This window comes from Paenibacillus sp. J23TS9 (assembly GCF_018403225.1).
Lineage (GTDB): Bacteria > Bacillota > Bacilli > Paenibacillales > Paenibacillaceae > Paenibacillus_AQ.
This window is the reverse complement of the sequence record NZ_BOSG01000001.1, coordinates 2,027,378-2,045,028: the sequence shown is the minus strand read 5'-3', so window position 1 is coordinate 2,045,028 and position 17,651 is coordinate 2,027,378. Positions and strand designations below refer to the sequence as shown.

14 protein-coding genes are annotated in these 17,651 nt (G+C 45.9%); 11 read left to right on the top strand and 3 right to left on the bottom strand.

Annotation, left to right across the window (positions count from 1 at the left end; genetic code table 11):
* Positions 1–145: 145 nt before the first annotated feature.
* Positions 146–610, top strand: coding sequence for a GNAT family N-acetyltransferase (locus KJS65_RS09630; protein ID WP_213649628.1), 465 nt, complete (start codon positions 146–148; stop codon positions 608–610).
* A 19-nt stretch (positions 611–629) separates the two neighbouring features.
* Here the strand turns inward: KJS65_RS09630 and KJS65_RS09625 are convergent, their stop codons facing one another.
* The gene (locus KJS65_RS09625) at positions 630–1,580 is read right to left on the bottom strand and encodes a metallophosphoesterase family protein (protein WP_213649627.1); all 951 of its coding nucleotides are present in this window, start codon (positions 1,578–1,580) and stop codon (positions 630–632) included.
* A gap of 7 nt (positions 1,581–1,587) precedes the next feature.
* On the bottom strand, positions 1,588–2,430 hold the full coding sequence (locus tag KJS65_RS09620) for an alkaline phosphatase family protein (protein WP_244864456.1): 843 nt from the start codon (positions 2,428–2,430) through the stop codon (positions 1,588–1,590).
* A 256-nt stretch (positions 2,431–2,686) separates the two neighbouring features.
* Between KJS65_RS09620 and KJS65_RS09615 the strand changes: the two genes are divergently transcribed.
* The 5 genes from KJS65_RS09615 to KJS65_RS09595 all read left to right on the top strand — a co-directional run bounded on the left by KJS65_RS09615 (position 2,687) and on the right by KJS65_RS09595 (position 9,677).
* Entirely contained in the window at positions 2,687–3,613 is a 927-nt protein-coding gene (locus KJS65_RS09615; RefSeq protein ID WP_213649626.1) for an ABC transporter permease, read from the top strand.
* A 17-nt stretch (positions 3,614–3,630) separates the two neighbouring features.
* On the top strand, positions 3,631–4,533 hold the full coding sequence (locus tag KJS65_RS09610) for a carbohydrate ABC transporter permease (RefSeq protein WP_374706175.1): 903 nt from the start codon (positions 3,631–3,633) through the stop codon (positions 4,531–4,533).
* 98 nt (positions 4,534–4,631) lie between these two features.
* Positions 4,632–6,149, top strand: a complete 1,518-nt coding sequence (locus KJS65_RS09605; RefSeq protein ID WP_213649624.1) for an ABC transporter substrate-binding protein — start codon at positions 4,632–4,634, stop codon at positions 6,147–6,149.
* A 169-nt stretch (positions 6,150–6,318) separates the two neighbouring features.
* Positions 6,319–8,064 (top strand): sensor histidine kinase, encoded by a 1,746-nt coding sequence (locus KJS65_RS09600; RefSeq protein WP_213649623.1) that lies wholly within the window; start codon positions 6,319–6,321, stop codon positions 8,062–8,064.
* A 23-nt stretch (positions 8,065–8,087) separates the two neighbouring features.
* On the top strand, positions 8,088–9,677 hold the full coding sequence (locus KJS65_RS09595) for a response regulator transcription factor (RefSeq protein ID WP_213649622.1): 1,590 nt from the start codon (positions 8,088–8,090) through the stop codon (positions 9,675–9,677).
* Positions 9,678–9,770: 93 nt separating this feature from the next.
* Here KJS65_RS09595 and KJS65_RS09590 read toward each other — a convergent pair whose 3' ends face one another.
* Positions 9,771–10,478: a G1 family glutamic endopeptidase gene (locus tag KJS65_RS09590; RefSeq protein WP_213649621.1), complete on the bottom strand. Its 708-nt coding sequence runs from the start codon at positions 10,476–10,478 to the stop codon at positions 9,771–9,773.
* Positions 10,479–10,859: 381 nt separating this feature from the next.
* Here KJS65_RS09590 and KJS65_RS09585 point away from each other — a divergent pair, with 381 nt between their 5' ends.
* From KJS65_RS09585 to KJS65_RS09565, 5 genes are all read left to right on the top strand, one after another.
* A complete protein-coding gene (locus KJS65_RS09585) occupies positions 10,860–12,167 on the top strand; it encodes an amidase (RefSeq protein ID WP_213649620.1) in 1,308 nt (435 codons plus the stop codon).
* A 346-nt stretch (positions 12,168–12,513) separates the two neighbouring features.
* A complete protein-coding gene (locus KJS65_RS09580) occupies positions 12,514–14,379 on the top strand; it encodes a DUF2264 domain-containing protein (protein ID WP_213649619.1) in 1,866 nt (621 codons plus the stop codon).
* A gap of 235 nt (positions 14,380–14,614) precedes the next feature.
* A complete protein-coding gene (locus tag KJS65_RS09575; RefSeq protein ID WP_213649618.1) occupies positions 14,615–15,736 on the top strand; it encodes a glycoside hydrolase family 88 protein in 1,122 nt (373 codons plus the stop codon).
* A gap of 174 nt (positions 15,737–15,910) precedes the next feature.
* Positions 15,911–16,324, top strand: a complete 414-nt coding sequence (locus KJS65_RS09570) for a YciI family protein (protein WP_213649617.1) — start codon at positions 15,911–15,913, stop codon at positions 16,322–16,324.
* A 2-nt stretch (positions 16,325–16,326) separates the two neighbouring features.
* A complete protein-coding gene (locus KJS65_RS09565) occupies positions 16,327–17,577 on the top strand; it encodes an RNA polymerase sigma factor (RefSeq protein ID WP_213650725.1) in 1,251 nt (416 codons plus the stop codon).
* The last annotated feature ends 74 nt before the right edge of the window (positions 17,578–17,651 follow it).

The following is a 17,651-nucleotide window of genomic DNA, read 5'->3' as shown; positions in this document are numbered from 1 at the left end:
AATGATTATATCTATTGTAATGTCGTCGCTATATGCCCAATGAAAACTGGCATCTGTGAGTGAATGAATAATAGCCATGGACCATGCCGGCGGCAAAGGTTCCATGGCTATTTGAATCAAACATAATACAGAAATGAGAGAGAATATGAGCTTACACATTCGTGAGATCACACAAGAAAACTGGCGTGCTGCCGCGGCATTAACGGTATCGGAGCAGCAGCAGCATTTTATAGAGAGCAATGCGTTTTCAATGGCAGAATGCTTATACGAAAAGAATGCCGTATCCGTCGGAATGTACGAAAATGATACACTCATTGGATTTGCCATGTATGGCTGGCCGGACATCCAGGATCAAAGCGCTTGGCTTGACCGTTTCATGATTGACCACCATTTTCAAGGAAAAGGGTATGCCAAACGTTTTCTGCTATTGGTTATTCGTTATATCGAACAGCAATATGACTGTAAGAAAATTTACTTAAGCATCCATCCCGAAAACACGCATGCCCGAACATTATATGAATCGATGGGGTTTCAGTTGAATGGAAAAATCGATGATGAAGGCGCCGTCCAGGGCTTGGTGATGGAACTCCATTTAGACTCCTTTACATGAGAAGAATGGGAGGACTCCATCAATTTTGTACATGCCGTCCCTCCGGTTTGTGCTCCGGCTGATCTTGAATAATCGAACCATCTTCAAGATGAAGCCATGTGTCAAAGCTGCGCTGTCCTTCCGTTAATTGAATGACTCGCGCGCCGGTTTGGAACGGTTGATTCAAATAGGCATTGCGGGTCGTACGGCCGTAGCAAAGACGAATACCATGCAGAGTACCCCAGAAGTCATTCCCGTGATCATGTCCTACGAAGGTTCCCATGATATCGCCCATTTCCAGCATGGCCGCGAAGAATCCGGTGTTAATCCATGGTGCGCAGCATTTATCCAGCTTCTGGCCGTAGCAAACTGAGAAATCCCATATATCATTGTATTCCGGAAGCGGAATATGGAAAAAACCAAGGGAAGGCAGCGGAGATCCGCCATTCCTTGCAGTTAAGCGATAGGACGTTTCCGTATACCAATGGATTTGACTCCGGCGAATCCAGTCATAAAAGCCGACCCGCAGATGCTCGAGCGGTGAATAACTTCCTGAATCCAGAAAATAAAGCGCAGCTGCAGGCTGATGCTGTTTATCCAATATTTCAAGCATGTAATTACCGGCACCATGCACATTCGGCGGATCGGGCTGCGCATAACAGTACTTGTGGGATAATTGGAGATTATGCAGCTGCTCACGCGTCATATCCGCAGCCTCGGAATCATGATTCCCGAATACGGCGGTCCAAGGAATTTGCATCTCCTCCGGCACCGAGACCGCGTTTTTAAAAGCCTGGATGGGATTCGGGCTCTTATTACTCGCTATAACATCTCCAGTGTAGACGACCAGATCCGGGTTTTCCGTCTCCAGAATTCTCCTCATCAGAGCCTTCATATGAGTCTCTTCTTCATTTGGCTCGCAAAATTCAGTGTCCGTAAACTGGACAATTTTAAACTTCTCATTATCCCTAAAATGCAGCGATTTCCTCATAGCTTAGTTACACTCCTAATTTACTAAACAGTGAAACGGGCACTTTGGCGTCCCAGCTATCCGGCTGCTTAAGACCCAGCGCATAGGCTGCAACTGCAGCCGTATCCACGATGAACAGCTCAGGAAGAGCCGCCCCGGCTTCAATACCAGGTCCAACACATCCCCAGAACACGTTCTTATCCATTGGGTGATCACTTCCGTGGCTGTACTTATGATCCCCGCCACCGCCATGATCGGTAAGCAGAATCACAAGGCTATCCTCAAGCAATCCCCGTTTTTCAATAGATTCCAGCACGAGTCCGAATAATTCGTCATTTTTAGATATAGCCTTCAGATACTCCGGTGAATCCGGACCATAGCCGTATTTATGTCCGGCACCATCCGGCTCATCGAGCTGCATATACAGCAGCTTTACGTCGTTATTTTGCTCAAGATAGGACTGAATCGCGCCCACCAGTTCAGCATCAGGCAAAGATTCCTTATGTATGCCAAGGTCCTCTTCAATAATACCGCTGTTAATCGGTGTCCAGCTTGAGAACGCAGCGAGCTTCGCTTCAGGCCAAGCTTCCCGGGCCAACCGGAATACGGACGGATACGGAGAATCAGAAGGATAGACTTGCGTAGCTGCGATATCATTATTTAATTGATGTTTTTCCGGAATGACGCCATGAAGGATAGAACCCCAGCACTCGGCACTAATGGTAGGCGATTGTGCTTGTGCGTTGTAGGTAACAGCCCCCTTTTGCAAAAATGCATCGATATTCGGTGTCTCCGTGTTTTGAATGAAATTCCCTGCGCCATCCATCCCAAGGATGAAGACCCGTTGAATTGGCTTTGACATGCTCATCATCTAAAATAAACCTCCTTTAAGTACATGCGGAATATAATGATTTGCCTCTTCTTGCTTCAAAGAAACTATGAAAGCGTTTATTATGCCCCCTAGCATAAAGAGTCTGGTCGAAGGTGTCAATAACCTTTGGAAATGGATTAGGAAGAAGTCATCATCGTGGTATCAGAAAGTCATGATGATAGTGGTCGACAGGATTCGCTGCATTATAGAATTGAAATGTAAAGGTTTACACGACTTGATATGAAGGGGCTGGAACATGAGGGAGAAGTCGCATTTAAGGAAAAGTCTGAAAAAGTATAAATGGCTGCTGCTTATGACGCTACCAGGAATCGTATATTTGTTCATCAACAACTATATCCCGATGTACGGCGTGATTCTTGCATTTAAAAACTATAATTATGTCGATGGTATATGGGGAAGCGCCTGGGCCGGACTTGATAACTTCAAATTCCTGTTCAACTCACAGGATGCGTATATCATTACCCGGAACACCTTCCTGTACAATGTGGTCTTTATTGTGCTGAATTTGGTTCTGTCCGTTCTTGTAGCGCTGCTGATCAATGAGATCAAGGATAAAGTGATCAGTCGATTTTACCAGAGTACCTTCTTACTTCCGCATATCATCTCCATGGTTGTCGTCGCTTATCTGGTATACAGCTTTCTGAATGTCGACAGCGGGCTTGTGAACAGGCTATTAATCAAATGGTTTGGTTCAGAAGCGGTTTCATGGTATGCAGAATCCAAGTATTGGCCATACATACTGGTCATTGTGAACGCATGGAAAAACGTAGGCTATTTATCTATTATTTATTTTGCTTCAATTATCGGAATAGACAAGGAGTATTATGAAGCGGCAACCATCGATGGTGCGAGTAAATGGAAACAGATGACCCGAATTACGATTCCTTTAATTCTGCCTGTCATCACCACGATGACGCTGCTTGCCGTCAGTGGTATACTCCGCTCGGATTTCGGATTGTTCTATCAGGTGCCAATGAATACTGGCGCACTTATACCCACAACGAACACGATTGACACCTTTGTCTACCGTGCCATGATCCAATCGGGCGATATTGGGATGTCGACAGCTGCAGGATTCTATCAATCCGTGGTCTGCTTCGTACTCATATTGGTAGCCAATACGGCTGTTAGAAAAATCAACAAACGGGACGCATTATTCTAAACAGGGAGGAGGGAGAAATCGTGAGAGAATTGAACTTGAAGAAATGGATTGGCCCATCCTTGATACACTTGTTTTTCTGGGCGTTTACGATCGCATCTCTAATTCCTTTCATTCTGGTGTTTATGGTTTCGATATCCAGTGAGGATTCCATCCTGCAAAACGGATATTCACTGTTTCCAAGCCATATCAGCTTTGCAGCCTATCAATTTTTATTCAATGACTTCTCCGAAATTGCAAAAGCATACGGTGTGACCATTTTATCAACGATTATCGGTACGGTTGTAAGCCTGCTTATCACAGCACTTTTTGCTTACCCGTTATCCAGGCCCGATCTGCCCTTCCGAAGCACGCTATCCTTTTACATCTTTTTCACGATGCTCTTTGGCGGAGGCATGGTGCCCTGGTACATTACCTATGTCAACATGTTTGACTTGAAAAACACAATTTTCGCAATGATCATTCCCAATCTGCTGTTAAGTGCGTTTAACGTGCTGCTCATGCGAAGCTTTTTCGCCTCGACGATTCCGGAATCCGTGGTTGAATCGGCAACGATTGACGGTGCAGGGGAACTGAGGATTTTCTTTAAAATCGTCCTTCCGCTTTCTTTGCCCATCATGGCTACTATTGGACTTTTTAACACATTAGCCTATTGGAATGATTGGTATAATTGTATGCTGTTTATCGACAAGCCTGAGCTGTATAACATTCAATATCTGATGACGAAGACACTCACTAATATCCAGTATTTGCTGATGAAATCCAACAGTTCAGCCCAGGTCGGGGATTTGCTGGCCAAAATGCCGCGGGAAACCGTGCGGATGGCACTTGCGATCGTCGGGATTGCTCCTTTATTGTTCGCTTATCCGTTCTTTCAGAAATACTACATCAGCGGGATTACAAGCGGGGCAGTAAAAGGTTGAATATAACCACCCGTTATACTGGAAGGAGGTGGGGCAGTCAGAGTGATTGATAGCATGCTTTTTATAAAAGGTGAAAATGGAGAGGGGATCAACGGGATATGAAAAAAGCCCATCAATTGGTATTTCTAATCATGCTTTGCGGTATGTTGGCATTAACAGGATGCGCCAAAGGGGATTCAGGCAAAACGGCAGACTCCAAAAACTCAGCGACAGGAGAAAAGGGGAAGGATTCAGATTCCTCGCTCAGTCCTTACAAAATTACTCTAGTTTACCCGGCAACCGCTCCTAAAGACCTGCAGCTTGTACAGGATGAAATGAGCAAATATTTGACGGAAAAGATCAATGCCACCATTGAGCTCAAACCTATTGAGTGGGCTTCCTGGGATGATAAAACCAACTTGATGAAAATTTCCAACGAACCCTTTGATCTGATGTTCACGGCGAGCTGGTTCTCCTATCCGAAGGATGCCGCCAAAGGTCAATATCTCGAGCTTGATGATTTAATGGCCCAATATGGCAAGGATATCCCCGGCGTTCTCGGCGACGATTTTATTAAGGGATCGAGAATCGGCGGCAAGCTCTACGCTCTTCCAACCAAAAAGGAATTCGGCCAGGGCTTTGGTTTTCTCCTGGATAAGAAGTTAGTTGATAAATACAAGTTTGATACGAGCGGCGTGAAGTCGTTAGAAGATATGGAAGCTATGTTCAAAACAATTAAAGAAAACGAGCCGGGTATCACCCCAATCGTTTCGAGCAAATTTACGAACATATGGGAAGCGTCAAACTATGACGGCATCGTGGCCAATCTGGCAATTCCGCGGGATAGCAAAGAGTTAAAAGCCGTGGATACGCTCGAAGATCCAAAATTCATCGAATTCTACAAACGCATGCATCAGTGGAATCAGAACGGCTGGTTTGACAAGGATGTTCTGACCTCAGACGCAGACCAAGGCATGAATATGATTAAAGCAGGCAAAGCCTTTGCCGTAGCCCAATCTCTGAAGCCTGGAAAAGACAAGGAAATGAGTTTAAGCTCAGGCGTCGATGTGATTCAGGTAGAGACGGCTGAACCGTTCACGACAACCGGTGACGCGCAGGGCGCTATGCTTGGTATTTCCCGGACATCCAAGGATCCTGCCAGAGCAATGATGTTCCTTAACATGCTATACAGTGATCCCAAGCTGCTAAATATGCTGGATTGGGGAATCGAAGGCAAGCACTATGTGAAAAAATCCGAAAACATGATCGATTTTCCGGAAGGCGTGAATGCAGATACCCAAACTTACCCGAATCCGGGAGGCTGGATGTTCGGTAACCAGTTTAATTCCTATCTCTGGGCAAATGAGGATCCTAATAAATGGGAAGAGTTTCAGAAGTTCAATGACAGAGCTGAGCGTTCCATTGCTCTTGGATTTGCCTTCAATCAGGAACCTGTCAAGTCGGAAATGGCATCCATCGCGAATGTGGAAAAAGAATTTGGAGCCAGCTTAAGATCAGGTGCCGTAGACCCGGAGAAGATTCTCGCAAAATGGATAGAGAAGCGTAAGGCAGCCGGATTTGATAAAGTCAAAGCTGAAGTAGATAAGCAGTTGGCCGAGTGGGCTCAAACGAAATAGAAACGTAAGAAATATGAGGGGATTCTGAACCGGGACTATCGTTGTGAGTCCTATGTAAGGGATTCCCTTTTTTCTTGTATGTAACTATACTCAGAGAGTAGATGAACTTATGAAATGCTTAACGTTCATTGTATATATTCTCTTTATAGAGCCGGGGTAGCTGATGAATATGTTGAATATTAAACACTCGCTTCGTTTTAAGCTGATCATTGGTTTTTTTACCATTGCCGTGCCTCTGGTCGTTCTGCTGCTCTATAATAACCACTATGCTTCGAACACGATTAGGGAGCAGGTAGCCGATTCGAATAAAAACTCGATGATCCTCTATTCGCACCAGATTGAGGCGGCACTAAACAAAGAAACGAACTTTTTGTACAATATCGCGGTAGAAGACCCGAACATTGCTGCCCTTTCGCAGCTGCAAAATGATCCTGACGAATACTATTTGGCCAAAGCCAGAATCCTCAACACCTTGACACGGTATCACCGGTTCGACAACAGTGTTGATCTTCAATTCATCTACTCCGTCCAAAAACAGGATCTGTTCAATACGCCAATTAAAACGCAATCCTATGAGGAATTATTATCGATCAAATCTACCATCGAAAAGCTGGTCAAGGAAGTTCGGCAAGACAGTGATTTTTTTCGAGAATGGAAGGCTATTGAATACAGCGATCATAAATATGCTCTAATACGGTTGGTCGATACAGGGGATGACTTTTATCTGGGAGCCTTCGTGGAGATGGAAAACCTGATGATCCCACTGGACCTAATCCATTTGGAAGATGGCTTTGCCAGTTTCGTCAGTGATCGGGGAGAGTTGATTACGAACACGACAGCAATCGGTTTACAGCGCCTGAATACCTCGTTTGCTTCCGAATCCAATGAAGTATACCAGGTTGTGAAAAAAGATGACCGTAAATATATTGTGGTTATGAATCAGATCCAGGGTACGGATGTGATTCTGAGTGCTTTTGTCCCGGAATCCCAAATGCTGAAGAATCTATATCACTTCCGAAGGGGCATTATTATTATTTCAATGGTAGCGCTGATCATTTTGATCATTTATTTGGTCTATCTGAACGATATTATTCTAAAACCTATGAATGATCTTGTCCGGGGGATGAGAAGGATTAAGCATGGGGACTGGGATACCCGTCTCTATTCCTCCAAAGCAAAGGAGTTCAGTATTATTAATGAAACGTTTAACAGCATGGCCTCCGAGATTCATGAACTGAAAATCAGCGTATATGAAGAACAGATCAGAGCACATAAGGCTGAACTCAAGCATCTGCAGCTTCAGATAAACCCTCATTTTCTGTTGAACTCGATCAACATTGTTTATAATTTGGCGGAGATAAAAAATTACAGCGTAATCCAGCTGATGTGTATGAATCTGGTGAAGTACTTCCGCTTTACGACCAAAACCAACCAAGTTGCCGTGACGGTCGCAGAAGAAATGGAGCATATGGAGAGCTACATCAAAATTCAGCAAGTACGCTTCCCTGAGCGGGTCACCTATCATATTCAACTTGCTGATGCAGCAGCTAAGGCGGCCATACCGCCGCTGTTAATCCAGCCTTTTATCGAAAATGCGATTAAATACGGATTTGATTTCATGGACCATCCTTTTCATATTTCCATTCATATCCGTCTTCTTGGGACAGATCAACTGGAGATTGTGATTGTAGATAACGGGAACGGTTTCCCGGATGATGTTCTGCAGCAATTGCAATCGGGATGCTTTCCGGATAATCAAAACGGAGAGCATTTGGGCATTTCTAATGTGCAGTATCGGCTGAAGCATATTTTCGGGCAGAACACATGCCTTGAGTTTGATAATGCCCCGGGCGCAGGGGCAAGGATCAGAATCGTACTTCCTTTCCGAACGGTTGAGCAGTTTACTTCATATTGATGATCTGATGGAGGTATTCACACATGTATAAGGCACTGATTGTAGATGATGAAATTTATGCGGTGATGGGAATCAAAAGCGGCGTGAATTGGCAGGATTTGCAGGTGTCCGAAGTGTATGAGGCTTATAATATGCGCGACGCATTGCAGATTTTTGAACGTACGCCGATTGATATTATGGTGTGTGATATTGAAATGCCTAAAGGGACGGGAATTGAGCTGCTGGAGAGGGTTAACGAGATATCTCCCGGCACGGAGACCATTTTTCTAACCGCCCACTCTGCCTTTGATTTCATGAAAAGGGCCATCCAGCTGGATGGATTCGATTATTTGTTAAAACCCATTGAATTCGATGTCCTTCAGGAGACGATTGCCAAAGCGTTAAAGTCTATTAAGCAGGAACGTGAATTACATCATCTGCGGGAGCAGTATAAACCTTATTACGAAACATGGCGCAAGAAAAAATCCCTCATCACCGATAAATTCTGGAATGATCTGTTTTCGGGAAGAATCGTATGCTCTCCGGACAGCATTGGAGGGATTCTCGAGGAGCATGAGCTTGCAGGACTTCAGGATGCCGTATTCCTGCCTGTGCTGGTAAGCGTAGAGTCATGGCTGCGTGAGTATAGCACGAAGGATGAAGAAATGATGGAGTATGCCATACGCAAAGCTGCTTCTGAGATGCTGCTGCCCTCCGGAAAAGGTGAGGTCATTCAGACCAAGCAGGGGGTGAATGTCGTTATCATCGCTGGTGCGGAAGGAGATGGAGATTCCATTCTCGAGCTGCACACACGCTGTGAGAAATACATCCAGGGCTGTCATAAATATTTTGGATGCAACCTTTCCTGCTATATTGGCGAAAGCTCCACATTATATAACATCGCGGATACGTACAAGCAGCTGTTGGAGATTGAATATAACAATTTGAATAAATCCAATCAAGTCTATACGCTGGCATCACTCGGTACGCCTTCGATCAAAACCATGATTCCGCGGATATCGACCTGGACTATTTTACTGGAGCAGGGGAAGCTGGAAGAGCTGCAGAAGGAGATTCGCAGCCGCATTGCAGAACTGGGGAAGATTCCGAGGCTTTCACTCAGCGAACTCGACGGGTTCCGCCATGAATTTATGCAGATGATGCATTATATTCTTCATAAAAACGGCCTCTCAGCCTTCGAGCTGTTTCAGGATCAGGAGGGCATCCTGCTGAGTGCCCAGCCCCGCAATCTGGAGCAGTTGGAAGCCACGGCTCTTCGATTGGTTCAGATCATTTATGATCAGCTGCATCAGAATCACTCCGTCATTCAGCGTATCCAATACTATATTACAGAGCACTTAAACGAACCGATCACGAGAGAGCAGCTTGCGAACTACGTGCATCTCAATCCTGCTTATCTGTCCCGTTTATTCAAACGCGAAGTGGGAGAATCGATTACAGATTACATACTGCATGTCCGGATGTCGCTGGCAAAGGACCTCATCACCACCTCGTCCATTCCCATATCGGATGTTGCGAAAAGCTTTGGTTATCATAACTTTTCGCATTTCTCCAAAATGTTCAAAAAGGTGCATCATGCTTCACCACAGCAATTTAGGCAGCAATCGGTTTGAATATGAGCCAGCTTACGGAAACGTAAGCCGGCTTTTTTAAATCCGCTAATGATGGTAGGGAAGTTGCTATTACTGCAAGTTATTAGTAGATATCTATTTTTTTGTTGAACGTGCTTTGCTTGCCGATTGCCCTTTTACACTATTTACAACGAAGGCATCTCCCGTACGGTTGGGATCCCCGGGAATGGAGGTCACCGTGCTGCCTTGGATCATGATACCGCGCTGTGCGGAGGTCAGATTTGGGCTCCTGCCGTTTAATCGGCAGCATGTAAAAGAAACTGCTGAGATGTGGGCCATTTTGGATATAAAAGCTCCAACTTGAGGTGCCTCCACGATCCATTCTGCTGATGCTTGAGGACCGGTATAACGTTTTGTCGTCCTAAATGTCCAATTTTGGGTTGTATTGCGCATATAAATAAGCCAGGTAGAGCCTTTTGATTTTGAAATAACCGCATGGATTCGATCACCGGGATGAACCGGTTTTGGAATGAGAGTCATCACATTAGGAAGGATCTCCCACCATGCGTAGTAATGCGCTTTTCCATTTACAAAATCATGCCCGGTTCCCGTTTGAATCAGGCTGGCATTCCCAAAGCCATCGATTCCAACCCATGCTGAAGAGTAGGATGGTGAGGTACTTGGCCGCACGAAGGGAACGGTCCACTTTCCGGAAATACGACGGAATGATTTAGCTCGCCCAGAGATGGCATAGCCGCTCCAATTGGAAGATATCCAACCCAAGCTGTTAAGCTGTGGTTTGCCGGGCCTTTCCAATAAGCATACTCTATGAGATTTGATCATATTTTCCACCACCTATGAAGTTCGATAATCTATCATATGCGGTGATAGAAGGTGCGAGTGGGGATATGGAGGTTAGTAAAAGCTTGTTTTTGATTAGAATTGGCGGCTGTAAAGTAACTTTATAGGTTGTTAGATTGTTTATTTAGTATGCAGCGAGATCCTAAATGATAAATGTTTCGAGAGGTGGGTCAACAAAATGTCCATAAATTGGTCGAGTATAATCATATTGTTGTTATTCATCGTTTTTGTGATCGTATCGATTACTGGTTTATTGAGGTTTATTTTTAGAAACCGATAATTGTCTACAGGAGTTTCAAATAGCGGGGCGTAATATAACAGGGATCATGTATCAAGCTTCTCATCATGAAAGGTGGGGATTTCATGTATGCAAAGAAAAATACTCTTGAAATGTTTCGTCATATTTCGGGGACTTCAGATTCTGCATTGCAACACTACCAGAAACAATGTTTAGAACATTATGCACGGGCAGAACCACATATCCATGCCTTTATTCATGAGAATAACAAGGAAGAAAGAATTATGAACGAGATAGATGATCTATCCATGAAATATTCGGGTCATGATAAACCGCCTCTATTTGGAATACCGGTAGCAATTAAAGATTTAATTCACATCAACGGCTTACCTACATACGCAGGATCAAATCTCCCTGCAGCTGCTCTTGCCGGACAGGAAGGAAGCTTCGTAAAACGATTGCGTGAAATGGGCGTATGGGTCGCGGGGAAGACAGTTACAGAAGAGTTCGCTTACGCCGGTCCAATTCCAACCCGAAACCCTCACAACTGTAACCACACCGCTGGAGGCTCCAGTGCGGGGTCCGCTGCAGCTGTAGCTGCCGGTATTTGCCCTGTTGCGATAGGAACGCAAACATTGCGTTCCGTTACCGCGCCAGCCTCCTTTTGCGGCGTTGCTGGTTTTAAACCCAGTTATGCTCGCATCCCGATGGACGGCATAATATTGCTAGCGCCATCTTTTGATACGATGGGTTTATTCACACAGGATATAGCGAGTATGGAATACATCTCAACACATCTCATTCCGGGGTGGAGACCATTCCGATCTGATCGTAAACCGGTATTGGCTATCCCGAACGGTGTATATATGACTTTAATGTTCGACGAAACTCGAAACGCCTTTCAGGACCAGATCAGGAAGCTGGAGGGGGAAGGCTTCACAATAAAGACGGTTGATATGCCGTGGAGTGATGAGCTTATATATGGCGATGATTTATTGAGGTTCGTTCAGGGGGAGATGGCTCGCGAGCATGAAACATTATTTGATCAGTACAAAGACTGTTATGGACCGGCTGTGCGTGATGCGATCTTGGCAGGCCAGATGATTGAGGAGATAGAGCTGGATGGCTATCGTAAGGGTCAAATATCCTTAAGGAATGATCTCATGGAAATTCAACAGAGGGAGGGAATGGATCTTTGGGTATCTCCGGCACAAGGAGGAACCGCACCACTGTCGGGAGGACGCACAGGGTGGGCCGGCATGACAGCCATTTGGACATATGCGGGACTTCCAACGATAAGCATACCTTCTGCGACAGTAAATGATATGCCTATGGGATTTCAGTGTATTGGGAGCTATGGGAGAGATGAAGAATTGATATACTGGTCGAAACAGTTGTCCGAGGTTTTGAACACTCGAATTACGAGCCTATGATACCGCTGACTCTGCCGATCAGATGATGAATTTTAAAGAAGTGAAAATATTAAAAGCCTATGTAAATGATTTGTAATTGTTTGACGATTCGATCAGGTCTACAATTTGAACAAACAGAGGCGTTGTATTTATCAATGGATTCAATTTCTGGCGGTTACCTTTGATCAACCAGATTTGGGATAGATCTTGCGTTAAGAAGCCTGCGGAGTAATCTTACTCGGCAGGTTTCTTTGTTTCACGACAAAAAAACGAATATTAATTTAAAGTTTTTAGCGGGAAATCGGTATGGGACCGGTGAATATATGTTTTAGGACTTCATTCTGGGCAGAGGAAAGGAAGAGGGACCATGGGGCAGAAAGTTAAGTCTTCCCATCATTTTCAGTTTCGGACGAAGGCTGATATACAGCAGGCTGTGCTTGATACATTGGAGCCTTTGAAAAATCACTTCACCTCCGGAAACTCGGGTCTGCAGCTTGGATCCACCGCCGCGATGCACAATGAAGCACTAGCGCTTATGGAGGCTTTTTCAAGGCCACTATGGGGGCTTATTCCCCATGCCGGTGGGGGCGGCGAATCCGATTTATGGCCTATATATCTTAAAGGAATAATCAATGGGACCAACCCTGAGCACGAGGAATATTGGGGTGAATTCGTAACACAGGACCAACGGATGGTAGAGCAGGCCGTATTCGGACTCGGATTAGCACTCGCTCCGCATAAGCTATGGGATCCCCTCAGCGAACTCGAGAAGCAGCAGCTATTCCGGTGGCTTAATCAGATCAACTTGGTGGATCATTCCAATCCCAACAATTGGTTGATGTTCACCGTGCTTGTGAATGTCGGCTTCAAAAAGGTGGGAATGCCTTATAATCAGGCGATCATGGATGAATACCTGGAGGCAATCGACACTTATTATTTAGGTGACGGATGGTATTCGGACGGGAAGACGGATCAGCGTGATTACTATGTTCCGTTCGGGATGCATTACTATACTTTGATATACGCCAAGCTGATGGAGCATGATGATCCGGAACGTGCCAAGGTCTACCGTGAGCGTGCTAAGACATTTGCCGAGCAGTTCATATATTGGTTCGCCGAAGATGGAAGCTGTCTACCTTTTGGACGGAGTCAGACGTATCGCTTTGCCCAAGTCTCCTTCTGGTGTGCGCTTGTATTTGCTGGCGTTGAGCCATTTTCTCTTGGCGTCATGAAAGGAATCATTATGCGGCATTTCCGCTGGTGGTTTGCTAAGCCTATTTTTACTTCAGATGGATTGTTAAGCATTGGTTATGCGTATCCCAATCTGATTATGGGGGAGAGCTATAATGCTCCGGGATCTCCTTATTGGGGATATAAAGCATTTATCCTTTTGGATTTGCCGGATGATCATCCATTCTGGACTGCGGAAGAAGAACCGCTGCCTCCTTTAAGACCTCTTTCTGCGCAGCCTCATGCAAGAATGATCCTCTGTCGACCCGATGATGAAGGTCATGTTGTTGCTCTGGCATCCGGCCAAATGGCTAATTTTGAGCTGGCGCATAATGCAGCCAAATATTCGAAGTTTGCCTACTCCACACGATTTGGGTTTAGTGTTCCCAAAGGTTATTATGGATTGGCTCAAGGGGCATACGACTCAACGCTTGCCCTGTGCGAGAACGATGAGCACTATCGTGTAAGGCGGTATTGCGAGGAATACGTTATTGATGAACAATATGTCTATTCGAGATGGCTCCCCTGGCGTGATGTAGAAGTACGGACATGGCTTATTCCGGCGGGAATGTGGCATGTGCGGATTCATCGTATTCTCTCTAGCCGCTATCTGACTGCTGCTGAAGGCGGATTTGCGGTAGGAAGGATGACGGATTATACCTTGCGGGAAGCAGATGCGGTCGAAGCAGCACCGGGTCGAATTGCAGCCATGATGCCTAGCGGCATTAGCGGCGTGGTGAATGTGCAGGGGTATACGAATGCAGTCATGATATATCCCGAAGCCAATACGAATCTGCTTAAACCTAGAACGATGATTCCTACCTTGACGGTCCAGATGCAGCCGGGTGAACATCTGCTGATATCTTCTATATTTGGAGCATCGAATAACGAAGAGAATCAAAGGCATTATGGCCTCCCACCGGTCGTGGAAAAGACGCCAGAGGGTCGGATTATCGTTTCGGATGCCGAGACTAAGACGGTATATTTCAGTTTGGAGAATTAGCGGGATGAATAAAGATACTCCTTATTACGAAACGGAGAGGACAGAGCAATTTTGGAGAAGCGAAGCGTTCGCCTTTGCCCCCGGATTCCTTCAGTAGCATCATTAATTCAAGGGGTATCTGGGGGCAGCAGCGATCGGAAAAATGCTCTGTACACGAAGTGTTGATCTAAGGAAAAATAAAAGTAGAAGTAAAGTATCTTTGTTATTCAAATTCATTTATGAGGAGATGAAGAACATGTGGAGCAATGCTATAGAGGATGCACTCCTGAAAATCAAACAAAATATCCTGAAACATCCGGGTCAATTGCCTCATATTACCGAAGGGGAGAAGTACGAGTGGGGAGACAATAATGACTGGATCGAAGGATTTTATGTCGGTATGATGTGGCTTGCTTATGAATACGAACAGGATCCGTTCTATAAAGAAGCGGCTGAGTCCTATCTCGCCAATTTTAAAGACAGGCTGGATCGGCATGTGGCCTTAGACCACCATGATATTGGTTTCTTGTATTCTTTGTCTGCGGTAGCGGAATGGCGTGTTACCGGGAGTACGGCTGCTCGTGATGCTGCTCTCCAGGCAGCGGACAAGCTGTTGCAGCGGTGGCGGCCGCGGATCGGAATTATTCAGGCATGGGGGAAGGAAGACGATCCGGACAACGGGGGAAGGATAATTATCGATTGCCTGCTAAATCTTCCGCTTCTGTTCTGGGCGCATGAGCAGACGGGTGAGGCCAAGTATTATGATATCGCCATGCAGCATGCCCTGCAAAGCCAGAAGTTTCTGGTTCGCGGAGATGGTTCTTCCTATCATACTTTTTATTTTCATACGGAGAATGGGAATGCGCACCGGGGCGGTACCCATCAAGGTTATCAGGATGGGTCGACCTGGACACGAGGTCAAGCGTGGGGAATTTACGGCTTCGCTCTAGCCTACAGATATACAAAGCACGAAGCCTTTCTGGATACTTCGAAACGCTTGGCCAGATATTTTATCGAGCATTTGCCTGAAGATGCTGTCGTATATTGGGATTTTGATGTTATGGTTGAAGAAGGTACTCCACGCGACAGCTCGGCATCTGCCATTGCAGCCTGCGGCCTGCTTGAACTGCTGGATCTCACGGGAGGCAGCGATCCAGACCGAACTGTGTTCGAAGACGCTCTCAATCGCAGCATGAAATCACTGGTGGAGCATTATGCTACGACAGGTCAAGCAGATGCCGAAGGACTGCTGAAGCATGGCTCCTATCATGTGAGGGGAGACCGGGCACCGGATGATTATATGATCTGGGGAGATTATTTCTATCTGGAAGCACTGGTTCGGCTTGAAAAAGGCAATAAGGGATACTGGTATGTATAAAATCACTTGATTGTAATGCATGGCAGCTAAACCTCTGACAGCATCATTCTCAGAGGTTTTTTGGTTATCTGGTTCCTTTATTGTTCATGAAATGAAGGGGATTAATCGGTATTAGACGAAATAAATTAAGTACTTGCAAAGAGTCTCATAAAGAAACCAGGAGGATACAAATCTATGCGGTTTATGATGATTGTCAAAGCAACGTCAGATTCTGAAGCGGGTGTATTGCCCAGTCCAGAATTACTGGAAGCTATGCTGAGATACAACGAGGAGCTGGCCAGGGCTGGGATATTGCTGGCTGCAGATGGCTTACAGTCCAGTTCAAGCGGTATCCGGATTTCGTACCCTGAACCAGGCGGGAAACCAAAAGTCATCGACGGTCCGTTCACTGAAGCAAAAGAAATGATCGCCGGATATACGCTGATTGAAGTGCAATCCAGGGAAGAAGCAATAGAGTGGGCGATGCGCATGCCGGATCCACATGGCTATGGCCAAGGTGAAATTGAGCTTAGACAGGTGTTCGAGCCGGAGGAGTTATCCCCTCATGTGGAAACACAAGAACAGATCAGGATGCAGTTTAAGCTGTGAATATGTCAAAAGCAGAACGTACCATTGACGCAATTTGGCGGATCGAATCGGCCAAATTGATCGCGGGTCTAACGCGCATGGTCCGTGATGTCGGGCTCGCCGAAGACCTTGCTCAGGATGCCCTGGTGATCGCACTCGAACGATGGCCGGAATCCGGTATCCCTGACAATCCGGGGGCCTGGCTAATGACTACAGCCAAACGACGTGCGATTGATCTTTTGCGCCGAAATAAACTGCGTGATCAGAAGTATGAAGAGCTTGCCTATTATACGGATTTGTACACGGAGGAAGATCTGGACAGCAGGCTTGACGGAGAGATCGGCGATGATCTCCTGCGGCTGATCTTCATGACATGCCACCCGGTTCTATCCCGGGAAGCGAGAGTCGCATTGACGCTGCGCTTGTTATGCGGACTCACAACAGATGAAATTGCCCATGCCTTTCTTGCTGCTGAATCTACGATAGCTCAGCGGATTGTTCGTGCAAAACGGACACTTAACTCCGCGAAAGTACCTTTTGAGGTTCCCGACGCTGAAGAGCTGAAGGATCGGATGTCGGCGGTGCTCGAAGTCATCTATTTGATGTTCAATGAAGGATACTCAGCAACTGTCGGTGAAAATTGGTTTCGTCCCCTTCTTTGCCAGGAGGCGTTAAGAATTGGACGTGTGCTTGCGGAGATAGCGCCGGCAGAGCCGGAGGTTCATGGACTGGTTGCCTTGATGGAGATTCAATCTTCACGTTTTAAGACTCGTGTCACCCGTACAGGAGAGCCTGTTCTCCTAATGGACCAAAACCGTGCATTATGGGATCAGTTGCTAATCCACCGTGGTTTGGCTGCACTCGAACGAAGTCAGAAACTCGGTCAACCGTACGGCCCATACGCTCTGCAAGCTGCTATCTCAGCCTGTCACGCTAAGGCCCGTGAAGCTTCTGAGACCGACTGGCCGCGCATTGCCGCTTTATACGAAGCGTTGTCACGCGTGCAGCCTTCTCCCATCGTAGAGCTAAACCGTGCAGTAGCCATTGCAATGGCATTTGGTCCGGCTTTTGGACTTCAGATTGTTGATGAACTCAATGCGGAGCCGTCGCTGAAAGGATACCATCTTCTTCCGAGTGTCCGGGGTGATCTTTTGTACAAATTAAACCGGTTTAAAGAAGCTCAGGAAGAGTTCAAACATGCGGCTTCACTGACTCGGAATGAACGTGAACGCGAACTTCTGTTGAAGCGGGCTGCAGAGTGTGCGGTAAACTAAAAAATATAAAAAAAGTTTTTTTAAAGGCTGTCGATTTCTTTCCATATCATTCGTCGTATGTATAGAGAACGGGT

Bases quoted from the DNA above. Each gene is read 5' to 3' on its own strand.
- KJS65_RS09630 (WP_213649628.1), top strand. From the start codon at position 146: ATGAGCTTACACATTCGTGAGATCACACAAGAAAACTGGCGTGCTGCC.
- KJS65_RS09625 (WP_213649627.1), bottom strand. From the start codon at position 1,580: ATGAGGAAATCGCTGCATTTTAGGGATAATGAGAAGTTTAAAATTGTC.
- KJS65_RS09620 (WP_244864456.1), bottom strand. From the start codon at position 2,430: ATGATGAGCATGTCAAAGCCAATTCAACGGGTCTTCATCCTTGGGATG.
- KJS65_RS09615 (WP_213649626.1), top strand. From the start codon at position 2,687: ATGAGGGAGAAGTCGCATTTAAGGAAAAGTCTGAAAAAGTATAAATGG.
- KJS65_RS09605 (WP_213649624.1), top strand. From the start codon at position 4,632: ATGAAAAAAGCCCATCAATTGGTATTTCTAATCATGCTTTGCGGTATG.
- KJS65_RS09600 (WP_213649623.1), top strand. From the start codon at position 6,319: ATGTTGAATATTAAACACTCGCTTCGTTTTAAGCTGATCATTGGTTTT.
- KJS65_RS09595 (WP_213649622.1), top strand. From the start codon at position 8,088: ATGTATAAGGCACTGATTGTAGATGATGAAATTTATGCGGTGATGGGA.
- KJS65_RS09590 (WP_213649621.1), bottom strand. From the start codon at position 10,478: ATGATCAAATCTCATAGAGTATGCTTATTGGAAAGGCCCGGCAAACCA.
- KJS65_RS09585 (WP_213649620.1), top strand. From the start codon at position 10,860: ATGTATGCAAAGAAAAATACTCTTGAAATGTTTCGTCATATTTCGGGG.
- KJS65_RS09580 (WP_213649619.1), top strand. From the start codon at position 12,514: ATGGGGCAGAAAGTTAAGTCTTCCCATCATTTTCAGTTTCGGACGAAG.
- KJS65_RS09575 (WP_213649618.1), top strand. From the start codon at position 14,615: ATGTGGAGCAATGCTATAGAGGATGCACTCCTGAAAATCAAACAAAAT.
- KJS65_RS09570 (WP_213649617.1), top strand. From the start codon at position 15,911: ATGCGGTTTATGATGATTGTCAAAGCAACGTCAGATTCTGAAGCGGGT.
- KJS65_RS09565 (WP_213650725.1), top strand. From the start codon at position 16,327: ATGTCAAAAGCAGAACGTACCATTGACGCAATTTGGCGGATCGAATCG.